The organism is Tardiphaga sp. GW822-FHT04G09 (genome assembly GCF_058800725.1).
In genome coordinates this window covers 72630-95340 of the sequence record NZ_JBXAMO010000020.1, presented here as the reverse complement: position 1 = coordinate 95340, position 22711 = coordinate 72630, and the positions used below count along the sequence as shown (strand labels likewise).

Genomic DNA, 22711 nt, shown 5'->3' with positions numbered 1-22711 from the left:
GGAGGGGCTGGTGCGATTATCCCAGATGCGCATCCGTCTCGCCATCGATGTCGCTTCTGCGCAGCAGATAATCCAGACCACCGACGCGATACCAGCGATAGGCATAGGCCTCCAGCATCAGATGATGCTTGCCCTTGGTGTCGGCGTGGCTGTGGTCTTCAGCCAGAAGGTTGATCAGGTGCTCGCCCTGCTGGCCGTCTATCCCGACGGCAAAGGTAACTTCGCAGGGTTTCTCGTCGAGATTATGCACGAACAAGACCGAGTTGTTGCGCCAGTCATAGCGGATCGCGAGCACGGCTGGATTGCGCGTGGCGATGATGGCAAAGTCACCCCAGCCGATCTCCGGCACTTCCTTGCGCATGCGGATCATGCGCTCGGTCCAGTTCAGCATCGAATTGGGATCGCGGCGTTGTTTGGCGACATTCACGTGGTCGTAGCCATAAGGGCCTTTGTCGATCACCGGGTTTTTCGACCGGTCACTCTTGGTGAAGCCGGCATGCGGCTCGGTCGACCATTGCATCGGCGTTCGTGCGCAATTGCGTTCCGGTAGGGATAAGTCGTCGCCCATGGCAATTTCGTCGCCATAGCGCAGCACCGGTGTGCCGGGCAGTGTGTACATCAAGCTATAAGCGAGTTCGAGCCGACGGCGGTCGCCGCCCAGCATAGGCGCCAGCCGACGGCGGATGCCGCGGTCGTAGAGCTGCATGTCCTTGTCCGGCCCGAATTTGGAAAAAACCGTCTGGCGTTGCTTTTCAGTCAGTCGTCCAAGATCGAGCTCGTCATGATTGCGCAGAAACAGGCCCCATTGCGCCGTCGCCGGGCGCGGCTTGGTCACCTTCATGGCTGCCGCCAGTGGGCGTACATCGCCGGAGGCCAGCGCATAGAAAAGGTTCTGGTTGACGTGGAAGTTGAATATCATCTGCATGCGGTCGCCATCGTCGCCGAAATATTCCATGTCGGTTTCCGGCAGCACATTGGCTTCGGCGAGAATGATTGCATCACCCTTGCGCCATTGCAGGAATTCGCGGAAGGCGCGCAGCATGTCGTATTGTTCGGTCGGCTTATTGACCTTCGGTCCCTTAGTGGCGATCACGAAGGGCACGGCGTCCATGCGGAAGCCGGAGACGCCGAGCTGCAGCCAGAAGCCCATGATCTTCAGGATCTCAGCCTGCACATAGGGATTTGACGTGTTGAGGTCGGGCTGGAAATCGTAGAAGCGATGGAAGAACCAGGACTTCGACGTGGTGTCGTGGGTCCAGGTCGATTTCTGCACGCCGGGAAATACCATGCCCTTGTTGGCATTGGCTGGCTTCTTGTCCGACCAGACATACCAGTCGCGATACTTCGAATCCCTGGCGCTGCGCGCGTCCTTGAACCAGGCATGCTGGTCCGAGGTGTGGTTGACCACGAGATCGATGATGACGCGGATGCCCCGCTGGTGGCAGCCATGGGTGAATTCGACAAAGTCGCCGAGCGTGCCGTAGCGCGGATCAACGCCGTAATAGTCTGAGATGTCGTAGCCGTCGTCCTTGCCGGGCGACGGTTGGAACGGCATCAGCCAGATCGCGGTAATGCCGAGGCCATGAATGTAATCGAGCCGCCGCGTGAGGCCCTTGAAATCGCCGCAGCCGTCACCGTCGGCATCCATAAAACTGCCGACGGACAGGCAGTAGAAAACGGCGTTTTTGTACCAGAGGTCGTCGATCATGATGGCACCGGTATGCAGGACGGTGCGGTTCAAGTCGTGGCGCAAGCTAGGGTTCCGTTTTCGCCAGCGGAGTCCATCGTTCTTACTGCAAACAAAAACGCCGCCGGTTGCCCGACGGCGTATTGATAATGCGATCGGCTGGTGTGCCGAAGCTCAGTCCAGACCGATCGTGGTCAGGTCCTGGAACCAGTGCTGGGCCTGCACGAACTTCTTCACTTTCGGCGACAGCGCATGCGGGTTGGTGTCGTGGACGACCCAGACCAGCACGGCATCGTCGACGATCAGCGCATGGGCGTCAGCGAGCAATTCATCCTGCTTCTTCGGATCGAAGGTGTTCTTGGCTTCGTCGATCAGCGCATCGACCTTCGGATTCTTGTAGCCGCCCCAGTTCACACCGACGGGTGCAATCTGGCCGGAATGGAAGAAGCGCACGATGGCATACAGAGGATCTGAGGTGACATAAGCGATATTGTTCGCGGTGATGCCCTTCATGCTGTCGTCGGCCGCGCCCTTGCGCCACGCGGTGTAGAGAACCTCAAGCTCGACGACCTTGAATTCGACCTCGACGCCGATTTCCTTGAAGCTCTGCTGCAGGAATTCGTTGATCGGCAGCGACAACATCTGGCCGGTGCCACCATTGGCGATGATAAAGGTCGCCTTCAGCGGCTTCTCCGGACCATAGCCGGCTTCCTTCACCAGTCTCTTGGCCTCGGCAAGATCGTACTTGATCTTGAAGTTCGGCTTGCCGAACCACGGGCTCGATGGGTCGACCTGACCGATCGCGGGTTTGGCGAGGCCGTTCATGAGGGCCACGACCGCATCGCGATCGATCGCGAGATTGAGTGCCTTGCGCAGGCGAACGTCGGTCCAGGGCGAGCCTGGCAGCACGCTGAGGTGATAATTCCAGACATGCGGCGTCACGTTGTCGACGATCTTCATGCCGGCACCCTTGAGCTGCGGTACAGCGTCGGGAGCGGGCGTTTCGATCAGATCGACCTGACCGGCGAGCAGGGCGTTGGTGCGGGTCAGCGCTTCCGGCATGGGGACGAGCACGAGCTTGTCGGCCTTTGGAATGCGCTTCTTGTCCCAGTAGTTGGGGTTCTTGCTGAGCTCGGCGAGTTCGCGCGGCACCAGCTTGGTCAGCTTGAACGGACCGGTGCCCGAGGGCTGCGATGCGAACTTGTCCCAGTCCTTGCCGACCTTCTCATATTGCGCCGGGCTCGAGACCAGGAACCAGAGCATCTGATAGGGGAAGAAGGAGTCGACGCTCTTGGTGGTGATCTCGACGGTGCCGTCGTCGATCTTCGCGTAGCTGGCGACCGAAGGCAGGCGAGTCTTCACCTGTGCGCTCTGGCGCTTGTCGAACTGCGGCGCCTTCTCGTTCAGCACCTTGTCGAGATTCCAGATCACCGCATCGGCGTTGAAGTCGCTTCCGTCATGAAACTTGACGCCCTTGCGTAGCGTAAAACGCCACTTGGTCTTGTCGGTGTCGTCCACCTTCCATTCGGTGGCGAGGCCGGGAACGAGTTTGCCCGGACGATCGGCGACATCCATCTCCCACGCAACCAGCGGATCGTAGATCGTGTAGCCGGTGAACTGGTAGCCGCCAGCGCCGCGATCGGGCTGACCGGTGGTCAGCGGCACGTCCGCCATCGAGATGCCATAGCGCACGACCGTTTCGGCTTGCGCCGGCGCAGCTGCACCCATGACGGCGGCGATGGCCGCAACAAACAACGAGCTTCGAACGCGCATAAACCGGACTCCGTATGGTGGGATATTGTCTGCCACATACCTGCAATCCTGATGCCAGATTGAGCATCCGGAACGGTTCGTGTGTGCCGGTGTGCTGCAGTGCCGCAGTTTGAGTCATTGCGGTGCAAGGTTGCGGGCCTTGGCACAAGCGTTGCATAAGAATTAGCCAGTTTAGAACAAGCCAACACTGGCGGAAGCCAACGTGTCATCCAAAGCCAAGAGGGACTGATTACGATGCGTATCGAAAAGCCGACAAAGAGCCGTCTTGCGACAGCTATCACGATGCTGACGCTCGCCACGGCCCTGACCTTGCCACAGGTGGCGCGCGCCGAGACGGTGCTGCGCATCGGCATGACCGCTGCAGATATTCCGCGCACGCTCGGCCAGCCCGATCAGGGTTTTGAAGGCAATCGTTTCACCGGGAACACGATGTATGACGGCCTGACCGGCTGGGATCTCTCGTCAGCGACCAAGGCGAGCGTTGTCATTCCTGCGCTCGCCACCGAATGGAAGGTGGACAATGCGGACAAGAAGAAGTGGACCTTCAAACTGCGTCCCGGCGTCGTGTTCCACGACGGTTCGGCCTTCAACGCCGACGCCGTGGTCTGGAATGTGGACAAGGTGCTCAAACAAGATGCAGTCCAGTTCGACGCCAGCCAGGTTGGAGTGACCGCCTCGCGCATGCCGACTTTGGTGTCCGCGAAGAAGATCGACGACATGACCGTCGAACTGACCACGAAGGAGCCGGACTCCTTCCTGCCGATCAATCTCACCAACCTCTATATGGCGAGCCCCACCAAGTGGCAGGCGCTGTTCGACAAGGCCGAAGGCGCCGATGCCAAGGCCAAGTCGCAGGCGGCCTGGGCGGCCTTTGCCCGCGAGGCCTCCGGCACCGGCCCGTGGAAGATGTCGAAGTTCACGCCACGCGAGCGTCTGGAATTGGTGAAGAACGACGCCTACTGGAACAAGGACCGCGTTCCGAAGACCGATAAGATGGTGCTGCTGCCGATGCCGGAAGCCAATGCCCGTACCGCGGCGCTGCTGTCCGGACAGGTTGACTGGATCGAGGCGCCGGCGCCTGACGCGGTCAAGGAAATCACCGCGCGGGGCTTCAAGATCGAGAAGAACGAGCAACCGCATGTCTGGCCGTGGCAGTTCTCGCGCGTCGAAGGCTCGCCTTGGAATGACATCCGTGTCCGCAAGGCCGCCAATCTCTGCATCGATCGCGAGGGCCTGAAGGACGGCCTGCTGGCCGGCCTGATGGTGCCCGCAACTGGCACGTTCGAGCCCGGCCATCCCTGGCGCGGCAAGCCGACCTTCGAGATCAAATACGACCTGAAGGCCGCGCAGGCGCTGATGAAGGAAGCCGGCTTCGGTCCCTCCAAGAAGCTCGAAGTGAAGACCCAGACCTCGGCGTCCGGCTCCGGCCAGATGCTGCCGCTGCCGATGAACGAATATCTGCAGCAGGCGCTGGCGGAATGCTACTTCGACGTCAAGCTCGATGTCATCGAGTGGAACACGCTGTTCACCAACTGGCGTCGCGGCGCCAAGGATCCCTCGGCGAACGGCTCCAACGCCACCAATGTCACCTATGCGGCGATGGACCCGTTCTTCGCGCTGGTTCGCTTCCTGCAGTCGTCGATGGCGCCGCCGGTTTCGAACAACTGGGGCTTCATCAACAACCCGAAGTTCGATGAACTGGTGACCAAGGCCCGTACCACCTTCGATCCCGCGGCGCGCGACGAGGCTCTGGCCGAGTTAAACGCCGCGTCGATCGACGACGCCGCGTTCCTCTACGTGGCCCATGACGTCGGTCCGCGCGCGCTGAGCCCGAAGATCAAGGGCTTCGTGCAGCCGAAGAGCTGGTTCGTCGACTTCTCACCGGTGTCGATCACGCCGTAAGAGCTCGGTCACGCGTCCAGCCGATCCTTGGTCCCTCTCTCTTCGCCGGGAGAGGGACCAGGTCGGTGGAGACGGCTCTCTGAATTCAGAACTAAAGGTGACCAGTGTTCGTCTATATCGCGCGACGTGTCGTCTACGTCATTCCCATCGTCCTCAGCGTGGCGCTCGTGTGTTTCCTGCTGGTGCACATTACGCCTGGCGATCCTCTCGTTGCCATTCTTCCCGCCGACGCGTCGCAGGAACTGGCGCAGCAACTGCGAGTCGCCTACGGCTTCGATCGTCCGCTGCCGGTCCAGTTCGGCCTCTGGCTGTGGCGCGCGCTGCATGGCGATCTCGGCAGCTCCATCGCCACCGGACGTCCTGTTCTGGCGGAGGTGATGAAAGCCGTCGGCAATACTGTGACACTGGCGATCGCGGCCGCCGCCATCGGCTTCACGCTCGGTTTGTTCTTCGGGCTGATCGCCGGCTATTTCCGCGACACCTGGGTCGACAAGGTCGCGACCTCGATCGCCATCGCCGGCGTCTCCGTGCCGCATTACTGGCTCGGCATGGTGCTGGTCATCATCTTTTCGGTGCAGCTCAACTGGCTGCCTGCGGTCGGCGCCGGGCCAGGCGGTTCGGGCTCATGGGCCTGGGACTGGGAGCACATCAAATATCTCGTGCTGCCGGCGATCACGACCTCGGTCATTCCGATGGGCATCGTGACGCGCACGGTGCGCGCGCTGACCGGCGATATCCTGTCGCAGGATTTCGTCGAAGCACTGCGCGCCAAGGGCCTGCAGGAAACCAAGGTGTTCCGTCACGTCATCAAGAACGCTGCGCCGACCGCACTGGCCGTGATGGGTCTGCAGCTGGGCTACATGCTTGGTGGCTCAATCCTGATCGAGACTGTTTTCTCCTGGCCCGGTTCGGGGCTTCTTCTGAACTCCGCGATCTTCCAGCGCGACCTGCCGCTGCTGCAGGGCACGATCCTGGTGCTGGCGCTGTTCTTCGTGTTCCTCAATCTTCTGGTCGATATCGCGCAGGCGTCGATCGATCCGCGCATCAAGCGGAGCTGACCATGCTGGATATCCTCTCATGACCGCAATGACAGACACCGCATTGCAGGTGGCGCCCGCCACCAAGGCCCGCGGCTATTGGGCCACGGTTGGCCGCCGCATCGTGCGCGACAAGGTCAGCATGGCCTGCGCGTTCATTCTGCTGCTGATCTTCCTGTCGGCGATCTTTGCGCCCTATCTGCATCTCGCAGATCCGTATCAGGGCTCGATGATCCGCCGTCTGCGTTTCATCGGTACTCCCAACTATCCGCTCGGCACAGACGAGCTCGGTCGCGACATGCTGGCCAGGTTGATCTATGGCGGCCGGCTGTCGCTGCTGATCGGCATCCTGCCGGTGATCCTGGCCTTCTTCATCGGGACGGGTCTTGGCGTTGTGGCCGGTTATGTCGGCGGCAAGCTCAACACCGCGATCATGCGCACCGTCGACGTGTTCTACGCGTTCCCGTCGGTGCTGCTGGCGATCGCGATTTCCGGTGCGCTTGGCGCCGGCATCGTCAATTCCATCGTCTCGCTGACCATCGTGTTCGTGCCGCAGATCACCCGCGTCGCCGAAAGCGTCACCACGGGCGTGCGAAACATGGATTATGTGGAAGCCGCGCGTGCCTCCGGCGCGAACGCCTTCACCATCATGCGGGTGCACATGCTTGGCAACGTGCTGGGGAGTATCTTCGTTTACGCCACCGGCCTGATCTCGGTGTCGATGATCCTCGCTGCCGGCCTGTCCTTCCTCGGCCTCGGCACCAAGCCGCCGGAACCGGAATGGGGCCTGATGCTGAACACGCTGCGCACTGCGATCTACGTCAATCCATGGGTGGCAGCACTCCCCGGTGCGATGATCTTCGCGGTGTCGATCTGTTTCAACCTGCTGAGCGACGGCATGCGCAGTGCCATGGATATCCGGAACTGATGGCATGAGTGATATTGTAGAAGAAATCGACAAGCTGGAGCCGCTGGAAGATATCGGCGGTATTGCACAGCCGCTGTTGCAGGTGGTCAGCCTGACCAAGCATTTCCCTGTGCGCGGCGGATTGTTCGCGCCGAGCAAGACCGTGCGCGCGGTGGACGATGTGTCGTTCGCCATCGCCAAGGGCGAAACCGTTGGCATCGTTGGCGAATCCGGATGCGGCAAGTCGACGACGGCGCGGCTGCTGATGCATCTGATGCCGCGCAATTCCGGCGATATCATCTATGACGGACGCGCTGTCGGGCGCGAACTCTCGTTGCGCGAGCTGCGCCGCGGCATGCAGATGGTGTTTCAGGACAGCTATGCCTCGCTCAATCCGCGCCTGACCATCGAGGAGTCGATCGCGTTCGGGCCGAAGGTGCATGGCATGGCCGACAAGGCGGCCCGCGCGCTGGCGCGCGAGCTGCTCGGCAAGGTCGGTCTGCGGCCGGAAACCTTCGCCAACCGCTATCCGCATGAAGTCTCCGGCGGCCAGCGTCAGCGCGTCAACATCGCGCGCGCGCTGGCGTTGTCGCCGCGTCTCGTCATTCTCGATGAGGCTGTCTCGGCACTCGACAAGTCGGTCGAGGCGCAGGTGCTCAACCTGCTGGTCGATCTCAAGCGCGAGTTCGGCCTGACCTATCTGTTCATCAGCCATGACCTCAACGTGGTGCGTTATATCTCCGACCGCGTGCTGGTAATGTATCTCGGCGAAGTCGTCGAACTCGGCCCGGTGGACGAGGTCTGGGACAAGCCGGCGCATCCCTATACGCGTGCATTGCTCGCGGCGATGCCGTCGTCCGATCCCGACAAACGGACGGAAACGCCACCGATCACCGGCGATCCGCCGAATCCGATCGATCCGCCGTCCGGTTGTCGTTTCCATACACGCTGCCCGTTTGCCGAAGCGATGTGCGGCGAGGCGACGCCGAAACTGACCGAAATCACGGTGACTGGCCATCAGGCTGCCTGTTACATGGCGATCCCGGGTTCGGGACACAGCAAGGCACCTGCCGCAGGAGCACTGACATGACCAAACCGACTGCCAAGCAGATCAAGGCGCTGACCGACGTCAGCGGCCTTCCCGCATCCGACGAAGTTGTCGAGCGCATCGCCAATTCGATGGGCCCGGCGTTCGAGGGATTCGCGGCCGTGGCGGGGACGCTGCCGTTCGATCTCGAGCCTGCGACCTTCCTCGCCGTTCAGAATAGGAAGGCTGCCAAATGAGCATTACCGAACCCGCATTGCTGTCGCTGACGGAAGTCGCCGACGCCATCGCGACCAGGAAAATCTCCTCACGCGAAGCGACGCAGTCCTGCCTCGACCGGGCGGTGAAATCGCAACCCAGTCTCAACGCCTATATGTCGATCGAGGCCGATGCGGCGCTGGCGGCGGCCGACGCGGCCGATGCCGCGCTTGCCAAGGGACAGAGCCGCGGTGTGCTGCATGGCGTGCCGCTGGCGCACAAGGACATGTATTACGACGAAGGACACGTCGTGACATGCGGCTCCCTTATTCGTCGCAACTGGGTTGCGACCACGACGGCCACGTCGCTGCAGCGCCTGAAGGATGCTGGCACGGTGCGGCTCGGTTCGTTGCAGATGGTCGAATTCGCCTATGGTCCGCTCGGCCACAACGTGCATTACGGCGCCGTGCACAATCCCTGGCATGTCGATCATGTCACCGGCGGCTCATCGTCGGGGTCGGGCTCGGCCGTTGCGGCGCGCCTGACTTTTGCGGCGCTGGGTTCCGACACCGGCGGCTCGATCCGCCTGCCAGCGCATTTCTGCGGCGTCTCCGGTTTGAAGACGACGGTGGGTCTGGTCAGCCGCGCCGGCGCGATGCCGCTGTCGCAATCGCTCGATACGGTCGGCCCGCTGGCACGCACCGTCGAGGATTGCGCGCTGCTGACCGGCCTCATGGCCGGTGCCGATCCGCTCGATCCGACTTGCAGCACGCGCCCTGTGCCGGACTACATGGCGGCGACGCGGGCTTCCGCCAAAGGCATGACGGTCGGCATTCCCAAGGCTTTCTATGTCGACGATCTCGACGCGGATACGGCTGCCATTCTGCAGAACACGATCGCAACGCTGAAGAATGAAGGCATCAAGATTGTCGAAGTCGACCTGCCCAATCAGGGGCAGCTCACGGCGGCCTGCCAGTTCGTACTCGCGACGGAAGCCGCGGCGATGCACAAGCGATGGATGATCGAGCGCCCGCAGGATTACGGCGCGCAGGTGCTGATGCGCCTGCAGAACGGTCTCGCCGTCACCGGTGTGTCCTATATCGAGGCGCTGCGCTGGCGCGGTCCGGCGCTCGCCGCCTATCTCGCCGCTGTGACCGGCACGGATGCCGTGCTCGCACCGGTTTCGCCCGGCGCGGCTCCGGCTATTGCCGAGACCGATGTCGGCAACAGTTCAGGCGCCGAAGCGATGATTCAGCGGCTGACGCGCTTCACACGCCCGATCAACTATCTCGGTCTGCCCGGTCTCTCGATTCCAGCGGGCTTCACGAAGTCGAAGCTACCGGTCGGCATGCAGCTGATCGGCCGTCCGTTCGATGAAGCGACGCTGCTGACCATCGGTGCCGCATTCCAGCGTGCAACCGACTTTCACAAACAGTGCCCGGAGTTGGCATGAGCAATCTTGTCGACGTTCGCAATCTCAACGTCCGGTTCGGCGGCGAACGCACCGTCTATGCGGTGAACGATCTCAGCCTCACACTAGGGGAGGGCGAGGTGCTCGGTCTCCTCGGCGAGTCCGGGTCGGGCAAGAGCGTCACCTTGCGCGCGCTGATGCGGCTGCTGCCGAAGAAGCGCACGCAGATCACCGGCACAGTGAACGTGCTCGGCAAGGACGTGCTGGCGCTCGACGATGACGAGCTCTCGGCATTTCGCGGCCAGACGGTGTCGATGATCTTCCAGGAGCCGGCGCTGGCGCTGGACCCTGTCTATACGATCGGCCAGCAGATCGCGGAAAGCGTGATGCGCCACGAGGGCAAGAGCCAGGCCGAGGGCGTGAAGCGCGCGCTCGAGATGCTTGAGGTCGTGCGCATTCCCTCCGCCAAGCGTCGCCTTGATGCCTATCCGCACGAAATGTCCGGCGGCATGCGCCAGCGCGCGATGATCGCACTGGCATTGGCGTGCAAGCCGAAAATCCTGCTGGCGGACGAGCCGACCACTGCACTTGATGCCACCGTGCAGATCCAGATCCTGCTCTTGCTGCGCGAACTGCAGCGCGAATTCGGCATGTCGATCATCTTCGTCACGCATGATATCGGCGTGGCCATCGAGATCTGCGACCGCGTCGCAGTGATGTATGCAGGCCAGATCGTCGAGCAGGGCACGCTGAGCCAGATCGTGCGCTCGGCCGTGCATCCCTATCCGCGTGGCCTGTTGGCTTCGACCGTACACGGCGCCAAACGCGGGGAACGGCTGGAGACAATCCCCGGCACGCCACCGTCGCTGGACAAGCCACCGGTGAATTGCTCCTTCGCGCCGCGCTGCAAATTCGCCCAGCCGCGCTGTGTCGAGGCGCCGCCGCCGAATGTTGAACTCGCAGACAATCGCGTGGTGCGATGTATTCTGGCGGAGCAGGCGGCAGCGGCAGTGCCGGCCTGACGCCGTCCTACGCCGACAAATTCTTCAGCAGGAACGTCAACGCCGTATGCGCGAATACGTGCATGTTGCCGGATCGGTCGTTGCTGCCGGTCTCAAGCGTCATGACCTCGTTTCGCGGGCCGGCGACAGACATGCAGCTATGACCGGCAGCGTCGCCATAACGATTGCCGGAGGGGCCGGTCGCGCCGGTCTCCGACAGGCCCCAGTCACAGCCAAGCCGATCCCGGATCTGCTGCGCCAGCATCTGCGCGTAAGGCTCGGATGCCGAGCGCACGCCTTTCATGGCGTCGTTCGGAATATCCATCAATACGCGCCGTGCGTCGCGCGTATAGATCACGCCGCCGCCGATGAAATAGGCGGAGGCGCCCGGCACTGCGAGCAGAGCGGCGGAGATCAAGCCGCCGGTGGAGGATTCGGCGACGCCGATGGTCTGTTTCCGCGCGATCAGCTCGATCGCAATCTTCTCTGCAAGCGGGATGAGATCTTTCATGACTTCTTGCCCCAAGGTTTAATCCACGGCTTCTTGGCCAGTGATGCATAGACCGCGCGAATGAAATTCTTGCTGGCCGTCTCGTTTGGCGCCCACTTGGCATCGAGATCGGCGAACGGCTTGGCCGCCAGCACATCGTCCTCGGTCTTGCCCTCCTTGATCAGCCTGGTCATGCGGTCGCGTGCGGTCACCAGCATGGTGCGATAGTCGACCAGCGCCGCCTTGCCGGCGAGCGGACCGTGGCCGGGAACGATTTTGGTGTTGTCGTTCGCCAGCTTCAGATAGGCGTCGGTCGCTGCGATCATGCCCTTGATATTGCCGCCGTTGAGGGTGTCAATATTGGGATAACGGCCATTGGTGAAAGTATCGCCGGTCGCAATAACATTGGCGCTCTTGAAGTAGACATAGGTGTCGCCATCGGTGTGCGCGTTGTCCGGGTGCCGCAGTTCGGCGATACGGCCGGGCAGACTGAGTTTAAGCTGATGCGTGTAGGTGTTGGTCGGCAGCGCCGCCTTCGGCGCAGGCGGATTCTGCGTGCCGGTCAGGAAATTAGCGGATCCTTTTTTGAGCTTTGTCCTGACCTTGATGTGAGCGACGATCGTCGCGCCTTCGTTGGCAAAGGCTTCGTTGCCGCCGGTGTGGTCGCCGTGGAAATGCGTGTTGACGAGATACTTGACCGGCTGCGGCGTCACCGCTGCGATGGCGGCCTTGATCTTGTCATGCAGCGGCGCGAACTGGCTGTCGACAAGAATGGCGCCGGACTTGGCTGTCGCGAGCGTCATGTTGCCGCCCTGGCCTTCGAGCATGTAGACGCCGTCGCCGAGGTCTGTGGTCTTGATCTCGACCTTGGAGAAGTCGGGCGGTGGCGGCGCCGGCGGCGTGGAGGCCTGCTGCGCGAGCGCAGGCGCCAGCGTCAGAAGAGTGATAACCGCGGCCAGTGTCGTCCGATTCATCGCAAGCTCCATCCGAAACAGGCCAGACTTCTAGCATGTTTCGGATGGCAATCTGCTCGCGAACACGTGATGTCGGCAACGCCGACAGAGAAACGTCAGGCGGGAACAGGCTCATGTGCTTCCACGGTCTGGCCGCCGCCACGATAGATCGCGAGCGTCGCCAGGAAGCCGCTCGCTGCGGCGAACATCAGCCAGAAGCCGGGGGAGGCACGATCCGTGGTGTGTTCGATCAGCCAGGTCGAGGCCAGCGGGGTGAAAGTGCCGAACAAAGCTGCGGCCAGCGCGAAAGCCAGCGAGAAGCAGGTCGTGCGCACATGCGTCGGAACGATCTCGACCAGAGCGCCCAGCATCGTTCCGCTGTACATGCCGAAATAGAACGAGAACAACATTTCCACGGCGAGCATCTTGCCGAATGTCGGGCTCGCGGTGAGCCAGAGCAACGCCGGATAGGCCGTTACAAGCGCGAGGCCCGAGATCGCCAGCAGCACGGGCTTGCGCCCGATGCGGTCTGACAGTGCCCCGCCGACCGGATTCCAGATGAAGTTGGTGACGGCCACGGCAAGCGTCACCAGCAGGCTGTCTTGCGTCGTCAGCTTCAGTACATTCTTCCCGAAGGTCGGCGTGTAAACCGTCACGAAGTAGAAGGTCACCGTGGTCATTGCGGCGAGGAACATGCCGAGCACAATGATCTTCCAGTTCACGGCGGCGGACGCGAAAATCTCCGATGCAGTCGGATGCTTCTTCATGGCCAGAAAGGCCGGCGTTTCCTCAAGCGAACGGCGCAGCACGAAAATGAAAGGCACGATCAGGCAGCCGACGAAGAACGGGATACGCCAGCCCCACGCCGCGACCTGATCCGCGGGCATGAACTCGCTCAGGAAAAAGCCGAGCAATGCGGCGACGAAGATCGCAACCTGCTGGCTGGCGGACTGGAAGGACGTGTAGAACCCGCGATTGCCGGGCGTCGAGATCTCGAACAGATAGACCGATACGCCACCGAGTTCGACACCGGCGGAGAAGCCCTGCAACAAACGGCCGATCAGCACGATGATCGGCGCAGCGATGCCTATGCTGGCATAGGTCGGGCACACCGCGATAAAGACGGTGCCGAGTGCCATGATGGCCAGCGTTACGATCAGGCCCTTGCGACGACCGATGCGGTCGATATAGGCTCCGAGAAAGATCGCGCCGAGCGGGCGCATCAACGCACCGAGCCAGAAGGTGGTGAAGGTCAGCAGCAGCGCATTGGTGTCGTTGCCGGGCGGGAAGAACGCCTTCGAGATCGCGGTGGCATAGAAGCCGAACAGGAAGAAGTCGAACTGTTCGAGGAAATTGCCCGATGTCGAGCGCAGGATGGCGCCGAGGCGCGATTTGAGCTCGGCTGGCTGGGCAAGTGTCGTATTCGATGCCGTCATTGGTCTCTCTTCCGATCACGGACGACCGGCAAGGCGCGCGGTCGGGCAGTTGGTTGCCGTTGTGCGACAAACTGCCACACTGCACGCGGCGCGCCAACCCGGACCCCCTGCAAATCAACGCGTTGGAGGAACCTGAGAGAGCAGCCAGTCGCGAAAGGCCTTCAGCTTGCGCGAGTCGGAAGAGGCTTCGGGGGACACCAGATAGAAGCCGGCGTCGGCGGGGAGACTGATGTCGAACGGCACCACCAGCCGGCCCTTGGCGAGATCGCCCTCCACGTAGGTGGAGCGGCCGATTGCGACGCCGAGGCCATCGATCGCCGCCTGCAGCGTCATGAAGATCATGTCGAAGGTCAGGCCCGGCTGCTTCGAAATATCGGCCGGCAATCCGGCGGCGGTGAGCCAGAGCCGCCAGTCATCGTCATAGCCGCCGCTCGAATGCAGCAGTGTATAGCCCGCGAGGTCCTGCGGCTGTCGCAACGCCTTTTTGCCGGTCAGGAGCGCCGGGCTGCACACCGGAAACAGATGATCGGCGGTGAGCCAGTCCGCGCGCAAGCCCGGCCATTGGCCGCGGCCATAGCGGATTGCAGCATCGACATCGCCGCCCTTGAAATCGACCATGCTGGTCGACGTCGTGATACGCACATCGATATCGGGATGGGCTTTCTGGAATGCCGAGATGCGCGGCAGGAGCCACTTCGATGCCATCGACGCGAGCGTGCTTACTGTCAGCACGTGGTCGTTATCGCGACGCTTGAGCCGGTCTGTGGCAAGACGCAGATCGTTGAAGGCCGCGCGTACGCCCGGCAGGTAGTCGAGTCCTTGCGGGGTGAGTGCGAGAGCTCGGTTTTGCCGAATGAACAGTTTGAGACCAAGCTCTTCTTCCAGCCGCTTGATCTGATGGCTGATCGCCGTTTGCGTGACGTTCAATTCGCTCGCGGCATTGGTGAAACTCAGATGGCGTGCGGCGGCTTCGAAGGCGCGCAGTCCGTTGAGTGACGGCAACCGGGTGCTCATCCGCGCTCTCCCCCTGGCGTTTCACCTCTCTTACCATCCATGAGTTTGTCTCATGTGACGCGGTGCACAATGTCGTTTGTGCAATGTGAGAATGAAGCCGATATTTCCCTCATCAATTTAGCTTCAGGAGAGCAAAATGTCTAGTTGCACCCATGAATCGATGACAAATCATCATGCTTCACTGAGTCTGGCGACGATCGCCGAGACATTTCACGTCTGGCGCGAACGCTCCCAGCAACGACGCGAACTGGCGCAGTGGAGCGAGCGCGACATCCACGATGCCGGTTTCTCCGTGAATGACGTCATGGCTGAAGCCAGCAAGCCATTCTGGCAGGCGTAAGGACGATCCAATCGTTCGGGAGCAGCTGTCATGCAACATCTCAACCTCGATGACCTCGGTCAGTATTCCGATGTGGTGATGTCACGGAGCGGCGCTGTCGTGACGGTGCGGTTTGTTGAACCTGGCGATGCGGACGCGCTGCAGGCCTATTTCCGCAGCCTGTCGACGCGGTCGCGCTACAATCGCCTGATGGGCGCCGCCAGCGAATTGCCGGCGGCGCAGCTCGACAAGTTCGTCCATGTCGGCGAGGCCGATAGTTTTTCGGTGATCGCCACGGTCTCGCGTAACGGCTTGGAGACGGTTGTCGGCGAAGCTCGCTATGCATTCGATGAGGCGACATCCCGTTTCGAGCTCGGTCTGTCCGTTGCCGACTCCATGCAAGGGCAGGGTATCGGCGCGGCGCTCCTCTCCAACCTGGAATGTCGCGCTGCGGCGCTGGGGGCCGAACGTCTCTTCGGCGATACATTACGCTCCAATGAGGCAATGCTCGCACTGGCCCGCAAGGCCGGCTTCACATTCGCGCCGACACCGGGCGACTGGAAGCAGGTGCGGTTCGAGAAGCAGATCAATGTCGCGCCGAAGGATATTCCCTGCGCGAGCTGGCGGCTCGCGGCTATGGACAAGCTTGGTGCTATCCGCCTTTGATCACCTTGTTCGGCCAAGGTTCGTCCAAGGATTGATGCCGCCGTGCAGCCACAGCAGGGTATCAAGCCAGAAGCCGGAAGCATGTCTTGCGTGGCAAAGGCCGAAATGACCGATGGCGGTGCAGTTGAGATCGTCTGGTGTCAGCACCACTTCAGCAGCAGCTCCGCTGCGATAGTAGCGGAGTGTTCTGCGAATGGCGGCGATCGTAGCTTGCCCTGCCGGTTTGCCGCTGTCCCGCGGCTCAGTTGCCGTTGAAGTTCGGCTTGCGCTTCTCGATGAAGGCTTGCACGGCCTCGCGATGATCGGCCGTCATGGTGGTGCGGATCAGCCGCTCGGCTTCATGGTCCCGCGCCGTCGCAAAATCGAAGGCGAGTGCTTCGTCGAGATTGTCCTTCATGTAGCGTAGTGCCAGCGTCGGCCCCTGCGCCATGCCTCGCGCCAGTGCGAAAGCCTCGTTCTGCAGCCTGTCGTCCGGCACCACGCGATTGAACAACCCGATGGCTTCGGCGCGGCTGGCTTCGACCTTCTCGGCGGTGAACATCAGCTCGCGTGCGCGGGCCGTGCCCACAAGACGCGTCAGCAGCCAGGCGATGCCGTAATCGCCGCTGAGACCGACGCGCAGATAGCCTGTCGAGACGAAAGCCGATTGCGCGGCGATGCGAATATCGCAGGCCATGGCGATGGCAAGGCCGGCGCCGGCGGCGGGGCCAGGCAGCGCAGCAATGGTCGGCTTGCGGACGGCGACGAGGGCGCCGGTCAGCAGGCGCTGACGCTCCTGCAGATCAGCGACCCGCTCGTCAAACGAGATCTCCAGCACGGCCTGCCTGCGATGGGCGCCCATGCCCTTCACGTCTCCGCCGGAGCAGAAGGCGGTGCCAGCGCCGGTGATCAGCAGCGCGCCCACGTTCGGATTCTCGCCGCAGACGCGGATCATGGTGCGCAATGCAGGCGTGAGATGATCCGACAGCGAATTGCGCGCGTCCGGTCGGTTCAGCGTGATGACGGCAACGCGCTCGCGGATCTCGCACAGCAGTTCATCCGTGCCGGTGTCGATCGCCTCTACAGTTTCACTCATATGTCCCGCCCCTGTCTTCGCGTCAGAATTTCTCGACCCATGGACGGATTTCCAGTTCCGAACTCCAGGCACTGCGGGGCTGCTGTAGCACGTTCCAGTAATTCGCGGCGATGGCATCGGGGTCGAGCATCGAATCCGGCCTGTCCGCTGGCTCGATGCGGACCGAACTGCGAATACCGCCGTCGATGACAAAGTGGGCGACATGGATGCCCTGCGGCGCGAATTCGCGGGCCAGCGATTGCGCCATGCCGCGCAGTGCGAACTTGCCCATGGCGAAGGGGGCCGATTGCGCGAAGCCCTTGATGCTCGCGGAGGCGCCGGTGAACAGGATGGCGCCGTGCCTGTTGGGCAACATGCGCTGCAATGCCTGTTGCGCGACCAGAAATCCACCGAAGGCGCTGACAGCGATCGCCTGTGCGACATCGGCAGGGGCAAGCTCGATAAAGGCCCCACGGGCGCGCTGGCTGGCATTGTAGACGACGATATCGGGTGCGCCGAGGTCGCGTTCGACGTCCGCGAACAATCTGGCGACATCGTCGGCCTGGGTCGCATCGCAGGCAAAGGCCTTGGCGCCGGTCTCCTGGCACAGTGCATCGAGCTTCCGGGGATTGCGCGCTGCGAGCGCGACGCGGATGCCCTGCTTGGACAATAGCCTCGCCAGTGATGCGCTGATGCCTTCACCGACACCGACGATCAGAGCGGTTTCGTAACGCGGAATTTCCATGGATCAAATCTCCGGCTGGGCACTTTATTCGTTAGCGCGGCGGGCGCATGATGAAGATGGAAACGCAACTGCCAAACACAAGAGGCCGTCATGAACGCCCATGCCCAGATTGCCGCCAATCTGATCGCGCCCGATACGTCCGGCATGAACTTTTATCGCGCCGATCCGGCGCTGACCGATCTGCTGCGCATTCATCTGCCGGAGGATCTGTTCAACTATATCGAACCGCATCTTGATCGGTTGGGCCGTCTTGTCGGTGGCCCGCTCGATGAGGCCGGGCGGATGGCGGACAAACATGGGCCGGTGCTGCATCAGCGTGACAAGTTCGGCCAGGACGTGCAGTGGGTGGAATATCACCCGGCCTATCGCGAACTTGAGAACGCAGCCTTCGGCGAGTTCGGCATTCACGCTTTGTCGCATCGCAAGGGGATTATGGGCTGGCCATCGACCTATCCGGTAACAGCCAAACACGCCTTCACGTTCCTGTTCAATCAGGCCGAGTTCGGCATGGGCTGTCCGATCAACGTCACCGACGGTGCTGCGAAACTGCTGTCGAATTACGGCGATGATGCGCTGAAGGCGAAATATCTCGACGGGTTGACGCAGACCGACATGAGCAAGCTGACCCAGGGCGGCCAGTTCATGACCGAGAAGGAAGGCGGCTCCGACGTCGGCAAGCTGACGACATCAGCCGTGCAGGAAGGCGATCACTGGCGGTTGTATGGAGAAAAGTGGTTCTGCTCCAATGCCGACGCGAAAGTCGTGATGCTGCTGGCGCGGCCGGAAGGCGCCGTCGGCGGCACCAAGGGCGTCGGCCTGTTCCTGATGCCGCGGATGCTCGATGACGGCACGCCCAATCACTACCGGATCGTGCGGTTGAAGGACAAGCTCGGGACCCGTTCGATGGCGTCAGGCGAGATCAAGCTCGAAGGCGCCATTGCGTATTCGGTGGGCAAGCTCGATCGCGGCTTCGTGCAGATGGCCGAGATGGTGAATTCGTCGCGCCTGTCGAATGGCGTGAAATCGACGTCGCTGATGCGCCGGGCCTATCACGATGCGATGGCAGTCGCGCGTGGCCGTGTCGTGTTCGGCCAGCGCATCATCGACATGCCACTGGCGCGGCGGCAGTTGATGAAGATCATGGTGGCGACCGAGCAGGCGCTGTCGATGAGCTTTCTCACAGCGGATGCGCTGGACCGTGCCGAAGCCGGCAGCCAGGACGCTGCAGCGCTGCTGCGGATCCTGACGCCGACGCTGAAGTTCCGTGCCACCCGCGACGCGCGCAAGGTCTGCGGCGACGCGATGGAGATGCGTGGCGGTGTCGGCTACATCGAGGAATTCGCTACCGCACGCCTGCTGCGTGATGCGCATCTCGGCTCGATATGGGAAGGCACCGGCAATATCGTCGCGCTGGATGCCTTGACGCGTGCGGTAGGGCGGCATGGCGCGGAAGCCGCGCTTGCGGCCGATCTGCATGCGCGGCTCGATGACTCTCCAAGCGTACCGCAGGCATGGCGCGACCGGTTACGTGGTCTCGCCGACCGCGCCGTCGGCTTCGCGCGCGAGGTTGCGGCGCGCCCGGACAACGAAGGTGATGCGCGCCGCGCAACGAGTTCGCTGTATCATGTGGCCAGCGCCATCGCGATGACATGGGAAGCGCATCGCATTCACGCACGACGCGGCGATGCGCGGCGCCTGCTGCTGTCGCGCCTCGTGATCGATCATCGCCTGAGGGCGCCTGATCCGTTTGCAGTGATCGAAAGCGAAACCCAGAAGGCGATCGTTGCGCATTTGCTGGGTGATCGCGATGTCAGCATGGCGGAGGCAGGCCGGTTGGTGACGGCCTGACCTGATCGCAAAGACTACGACGGCGGACCGTTGTCTTTCAGGAACCCGAGCAGCAAGCGGCTGACCTCTTGTGGTTGTTCCTGCTGCACCCAATGGCCTGCGCCGTCGATCAGATGGATCGCGCGCATGTCGGTGCAGGCGGTCTTCTGCATTGCCTCAATGGCGCCGGGGCGCTGATAGATGCCCCAGTCTTGTCTGCCGGAGATAAATGTGGAGGGCACGTCGATGGTGCGGCCGGAAAACAGTTCATAGTCGGCATTGAACGCGCCTGTCGTGTTGCAGCGATACCATTGCAGCCCACCCTGGAAGCCGGTGCGGGCATATTCGCCGGCATAGAAGGCCAGTTCGTTGTCCGGCAGCCATTTGCATGATGCGATCTGCCCGGGCGTCGGCATTTCCGCGGCGACGGTTTCCGCCATGGTCTGATCGCGGTCCATCACATAATAGGTCGGTAGCTTGGCCAGTTCGCTTGCCGTCCAGCCCTGCAGTGGAGTGGGCTTATTGCCCGCCCAGTCCGCGCTCTTGTGGTGATAATAGGCGCGCAGGAAATCATGCACGCCTTGCGGCGCATGCTGCATGTGATCGTTCGCATCGCGCGTCGCGTAGTACCACTGATAGTGGATCCGCGGCCGCGGCAATGCGGCGAGGTCGCGATGCACGGGATCTTCGGCCTTTGGCGGCGCCGGCTGATCGGCGGTGCCCAATGGCAGCGGCGGAGGCCCGGCGAAGGGCGCGCTCATCAGCGCAACGGATCTGAAGATATCCGGCCGCACCAGCGCACACCAGGCTGCGACCGAGCTGCCATAGTCATGTCCGACCACCGCATCCACATGGGGATAGCCGAAGGCTGCGACCAGTCCGACCGCATCGCGCACGAGGTTGAGCAGATTGAAGGGACGCAGATCGCCGTCATAATCGGCGCTCCATCCGGTGGTGCGACCATAACCGCGCTGGTCCGGCGCGATGACGTGATAGCCGGCGGCAGCAAGCTGCGGCATTACCTTGCGCCAGCTGAAGGCAAGTTCGGGAAAGCCGTGCACCAGCAGGATGCAGGGGCGACCTTTCGTCTCGAAGCCGGCCTCCAGCACATGGACGCGCAAACCGTTGATGCCCTCGACGAAGCGCGAGCGAATTCCGGCCGGCAGAATGTGGGACTCGATGGGTGTCACGTCGCCTCCATGCTGCACTTGTCTGGCAGCGTGGGCGCACTCCAGCGCAAGCAACGCGAAAAGACAACTAGCGTTTGAAGCGGGCCACCAATTCGATATGCGGCGTATGCCGGAACTGGTCGACGGGCGTAACGCTGTCGATCTTGTAGCCGCCATCGATCAGGATCTTTGCATCGCGTGCGAATGTCTGAACGTTACATGACACGGCCACGACTGTAGGGATCTTGCTTGCCGCGAGTCGCTCGACCTGAGCCTGTGCGCCTTGACGCGGTGGGTCGAACACCACGGCGTCGAAATCGCGCAATTCCTGCGGCACCAGCGGACGGCGAAACAGGTCGCGCATCTCCGCCTTGATCGGCTTCAGTCCTTTCGTGTCCTTGATGGCCTGTTGCAGCGATATGATCGCGCCACTGTCGCTGTCGAACGCCGTGACTTTGGATTTGGCTGCAAGCCGGAACGCGAAGGGGCCGATACCGCAGAACAGATCGGCGATGTTTTTCGCACCCTTGCAGAGCTTCAGCACAAGCGCTGCCAGTGTCTCTTCACCGGCCGCGGTGGCCTGCAGGAACGAGCCCGGTGGTAAGACAACCTGTGCGCTTCCCATCGTGACGACAGGCGGTACGCGCATCAGCACGAGTTCGCCATGTCGTGTCAGCCGCGCCAGCTTGTGCACTTCGGCGATGCGCGACAGCGCTGTGATGATCGCAGTCGGCAACGGACCGGTGCCGCGGACGTCGATATCGAGGCCGTTGCTGGCTGCCGTCACCTGAATATCGAGCGGCTTGCTGACGGGCTTGAGCACCTCGGCCAAGGCGCGCGCCGCATCGAGCGCGCCACCTAGCGCTGGATCCAGGATAGGGCACTCATCGATGGCGATGATGGCATGGCTTGCAGCAGTCGCGAAGCCGACGCGCAATTCGCCGTCGCTGCCGCGGCGGGCATGGAGCGTAACGCGGCGGCGACCGGCACCATGGGCGTCGATGATCGGATCGACCGGGCAGGTGATCTTCGCCTGCGCAAGCGTGTCGATGACGATCTGGCGCTTCCAGGCCTGATAGGGGTCGGGCTGCCAATGCTGGATGGCGCAGCCGCCACAGCGCGTGAAGTAGGTGCAGAACGGGTCGATCCGCTCCGGGCTGGCGGTGTCGACGCGCAACAATTGTCGACGTTCGGGATGACCATCGTCGCGTTCCGCCTCGACGATCTCCCGTGCCAGTGCGTAGGGTACGAAGATCGGCGCGCCGCCTGCGAGGCTGACGCCGTCGCCGCGCTGGCCGACGTGATCGATGGTCAGGCGTTCAGCCACGCCGTGCACCCATGAAGAATTCGATATTGCCGTCACCGCCGGTGATCGACGACGGAAAGACCTCGATATCGGTGCAACCGAGTGTCTTCGCGAAATCGGTGATGTCGTCGCAGATCGCCTGATGCACGGCGGCGTTTTTGATGATGCCGCGCTTGGATTGTTTTCGATCCGCCTCGAATTGTGGCTTGATCAGCGCCAGGAGGCTCATCGGCGCCGCCGCGAGCGACAGCGCGACAGGAAGCACCGCCTTGAGCGAAATGAAGCTGACATCGATCACCACAACGTCGGGACGCGCCGGAAGGCGCTTGTTCTCATAGCTGCGGATATCGGTCTCTTCCATTGAGATGATTTTCGGGTGGCCATGCAGGGATGGATGCAACTGGTTGTGCCCGACATCGATGGAGAACACCATGCTGGCGCCATTGGCGAGCAGCACTTCGGTAAAGCCGCCGGTGGAGGCGCCGACATCGAGGCAGACGTGGTCCTCGATCTCGATCGGATAATGTTCGAGCGCAGCTGCAAGCTTGACCCCGCCGCGCGAGACCCAGGGATGCGCCGGTTCTGCCTCGATCGCGGCATCGAGCGGTATTGGCTCCGACACTTTGGCGACTGTTTTGCCATTGGCCTTCACAAGCCCCGCTTCGATGGCGGCTTGCGCACGCGCGCGGCTTTCGAAAATGCCGCGTTCGACGAGGAGTGTATCGGCGCGTTTGCGCGGCGCAGCAGCAGTGGTCAGAGATTTCGTCATGG

21 protein-coding genes are annotated in these 22711 nt (G+C 62.2%); 10 read left to right on the top strand and 11 right to left on the bottom strand.

Annotated features, from left to right (window positions below; translation table 11 throughout):
• Nucleotides 1–16: 16 nt before the first annotated feature.
• Both AC1RLZ_RS25410 and AC1RLZ_RS25405 read right to left on the bottom strand, forming a co-directional pair.
• Nucleotides 17–1708 carry an alpha-amylase family protein gene (locus AC1RLZ_RS25410; protein WP_493190902.1) on the bottom strand — a complete coding sequence of 564 codons (1692 nt, stop codon included), beginning with the start codon at nt 1706–1708 and terminating at the stop codon, nt 17–19.
• 153 nt (nt 1709–1861) lie between these two features.
• On the bottom strand, nt 1862–3460 hold the full coding sequence (locus AC1RLZ_RS25405) for an ABC transporter substrate-binding protein (RefSeq protein ID WP_493190877.1): 1599 nt from the start codon (nt 3458–3460) through the stop codon (nt 1862–1864).
• Between the two features lie 234 nt (nt 3461–3694).
• Here AC1RLZ_RS25405 and AC1RLZ_RS25400 point away from each other — a divergent pair, with 234 nt between their 5' ends.
• The 7 genes from AC1RLZ_RS25400 to AC1RLZ_RS25370 all read left to right on the top strand — a co-directional run bounded on the left by AC1RLZ_RS25400 (nt 3695) and on the right by AC1RLZ_RS25370 (nt 10982).
• Entirely contained in the window at nt 3695–5362 is a 1668-nt protein-coding gene (locus AC1RLZ_RS25400) for an ABC transporter substrate-binding protein (protein WP_493190876.1), read from the top strand.
• Nucleotides 5363–5466: 104 nt separating this feature from the next.
• The gene (locus tag AC1RLZ_RS25395) at nt 5467–6420 is read left to right on the top strand and encodes an ABC transporter permease (RefSeq protein ID WP_175365626.1); all 954 of its coding nucleotides are present in this window, start codon (nt 5467–5469) and stop codon (nt 6418–6420) included.
• A 28-nt stretch (nt 6421–6448) separates the two neighbouring features.
• The gene (locus AC1RLZ_RS25390) at nt 6449–7327 is read left to right on the top strand and encodes an ABC transporter permease (protein WP_493190901.1); all 879 of its coding nucleotides are present in this window, start codon (nt 6449–6451) and stop codon (nt 7325–7327) included.
• A 4-nt stretch (nt 7328–7331) separates the two neighbouring features.
• The gene (locus AC1RLZ_RS25385) at nt 7332–8396 is read left to right on the top strand and encodes an ABC transporter ATP-binding protein (protein WP_493190875.1); all 1065 of its coding nucleotides are present in this window, start codon (nt 7332–7334) and stop codon (nt 8394–8396) included.
• Nucleotides 8393–8590 (top strand): hypothetical protein, encoded by a 198-nt coding sequence (locus AC1RLZ_RS25380; RefSeq protein WP_493190874.1) that lies wholly within the window; start codon nt 8393–8395, stop codon nt 8588–8590. The genes AC1RLZ_RS25385 and AC1RLZ_RS25380 overlap by 4 nt, the downstream gene beginning before the upstream one ends.
• Entirely contained in the window at nt 8587–10002 is a 1416-nt protein-coding gene (locus AC1RLZ_RS25375) for an amidase (RefSeq protein ID WP_493190873.1), read from the top strand. Before AC1RLZ_RS25380 ends, AC1RLZ_RS25375 begins: the two co-directional genes overlap by 4 nt.
• Nucleotides 9999–10982, top strand: coding sequence for an ABC transporter ATP-binding protein (locus AC1RLZ_RS25370; protein ID WP_493190872.1), 984 nt, complete (start codon nt 9999–10001; stop codon nt 10980–10982). Before AC1RLZ_RS25375 ends, AC1RLZ_RS25370 begins: the two co-directional genes overlap by 4 nt.
• Nucleotides 10983–10989: 7 nt before the next feature.
• On the opposite strand, the gene AC1RLZ_RS25365 is transcribed toward AC1RLZ_RS25370, so the two are convergent.
• The 4 genes from AC1RLZ_RS25365 to AC1RLZ_RS25350 all read right to left on the bottom strand — a co-directional run bounded on the left by AC1RLZ_RS25365 (nt 10990) and on the right by AC1RLZ_RS25350 (nt 14854).
• Nucleotides 10990–11472 (bottom strand): CinA family protein, encoded by a 483-nt coding sequence (locus tag AC1RLZ_RS25365; protein WP_493190871.1) that lies wholly within the window; start codon nt 11470–11472, stop codon nt 10990–10992.
• Nucleotides 11469–12425 carry an MBL fold metallo-hydrolase gene (locus AC1RLZ_RS25360; protein WP_493190870.1) on the bottom strand — a complete coding sequence of 319 codons (957 nt, stop codon included), beginning with the start codon at nt 12423–12425 and terminating at the stop codon, nt 11469–11471. The genes AC1RLZ_RS25365 and AC1RLZ_RS25360 overlap by 4 nt, the downstream gene beginning before the upstream one ends.
• Nucleotides 12426–12520: 95 nt before the next feature.
• Nucleotides 12521–13840 carry an MFS transporter gene (locus AC1RLZ_RS25355; RefSeq protein ID WP_493190869.1) on the bottom strand — a complete coding sequence of 440 codons (1320 nt, stop codon included), beginning with the start codon at nt 13838–13840 and terminating at the stop codon, nt 12521–12523.
• Between the two features lie 114 nt (nt 13841–13954).
• Complete coding sequence (locus AC1RLZ_RS25350; protein ID WP_371423357.1) at nt 13955–14854, bottom strand: transcriptional regulator GcvA; 900 nt, start codon at nt 14852–14854, stop codon at nt 13955–13957.
• 136 nt (nt 14855–14990) lie between these two features.
• Between AC1RLZ_RS25350 and AC1RLZ_RS25345 the strand changes: the two genes are divergently transcribed.
• Nucleotides 14991–15194 carry a DUF1127 domain-containing protein gene (locus tag AC1RLZ_RS25345; protein ID WP_371423358.1) on the top strand — a complete coding sequence of 68 codons (204 nt, stop codon included), beginning with the start codon at nt 14991–14993 and terminating at the stop codon, nt 15192–15194.
• 30 nt (nt 15195–15224) lie between these two features.
• Nucleotides 15225–15839: a GNAT family N-acetyltransferase gene (locus AC1RLZ_RS25340; protein WP_493190868.1), complete on the top strand. Its 615-nt coding sequence runs from the start codon at nt 15225–15227 to the stop codon at nt 15837–15839.
• 241 nt (nt 15840–16080) lie between these two features.
• Here AC1RLZ_RS25340 and AC1RLZ_RS25335 read toward each other — a convergent pair whose 3' ends face one another.
• Together AC1RLZ_RS25335 and AC1RLZ_RS25330 are read right to left on the bottom strand one after the other, a co-directional pair.
• Nucleotides 16081–16914, bottom strand: coding sequence for an enoyl-CoA hydratase (locus tag AC1RLZ_RS25335; RefSeq protein ID WP_493190867.1), 834 nt, complete (start codon nt 16912–16914; stop codon nt 16081–16083).
• Nucleotides 16915–16936: 22 nt separating this feature from the next.
• Nucleotides 16937–17638 (bottom strand): SDR family NAD(P)-dependent oxidoreductase, encoded by a 702-nt coding sequence (locus AC1RLZ_RS25330; protein WP_493190866.1) that lies wholly within the window; start codon nt 17636–17638, stop codon nt 16937–16939.
• A 90-nt stretch (nt 17639–17728) separates the two neighbouring features.
• Between AC1RLZ_RS25330 and AC1RLZ_RS25325 the strand changes: the two genes are divergently transcribed.
• The gene (locus AC1RLZ_RS25325) at nt 17729–19486 is read left to right on the top strand and encodes an acyl-CoA dehydrogenase family protein (protein WP_493190865.1); all 1758 of its coding nucleotides are present in this window, start codon (nt 17729–17731) and stop codon (nt 19484–19486) included.
• Between the two features lie 14 nt (nt 19487–19500).
• On the opposite strand, the gene AC1RLZ_RS25320 is transcribed toward AC1RLZ_RS25325, so the two are convergent.
• The 3 genes from AC1RLZ_RS25320 to AC1RLZ_RS25310 all read right to left on the bottom strand — a co-directional run bounded on the left by AC1RLZ_RS25320 (nt 19501) and on the right by AC1RLZ_RS25310 (nt 22709).
• Complete coding sequence (locus AC1RLZ_RS25320) at nt 19501–20655, bottom strand: alpha/beta hydrolase (RefSeq protein ID WP_493190864.1); 1155 nt, start codon at nt 20653–20655, stop codon at nt 19501–19503.
• A 67-nt stretch (nt 20656–20722) separates the two neighbouring features.
• The gene (locus AC1RLZ_RS25315) at nt 20723–21961 is read right to left on the bottom strand and encodes a class I SAM-dependent RNA methyltransferase (protein WP_493190863.1); all 1239 of its coding nucleotides are present in this window, start codon (nt 21959–21961) and stop codon (nt 20723–20725) included.
• Entirely contained in the window at nt 21954–22709 is a 756-nt protein-coding gene (locus tag AC1RLZ_RS25310; RefSeq protein ID WP_493190862.1) for a TlyA family RNA methyltransferase, read from the bottom strand. Before AC1RLZ_RS25310 ends, AC1RLZ_RS25315 begins: the two co-directional genes overlap by 8 nt.
• Between the last annotated feature and the right edge of the window lie 2 nt (nt 22710–22711).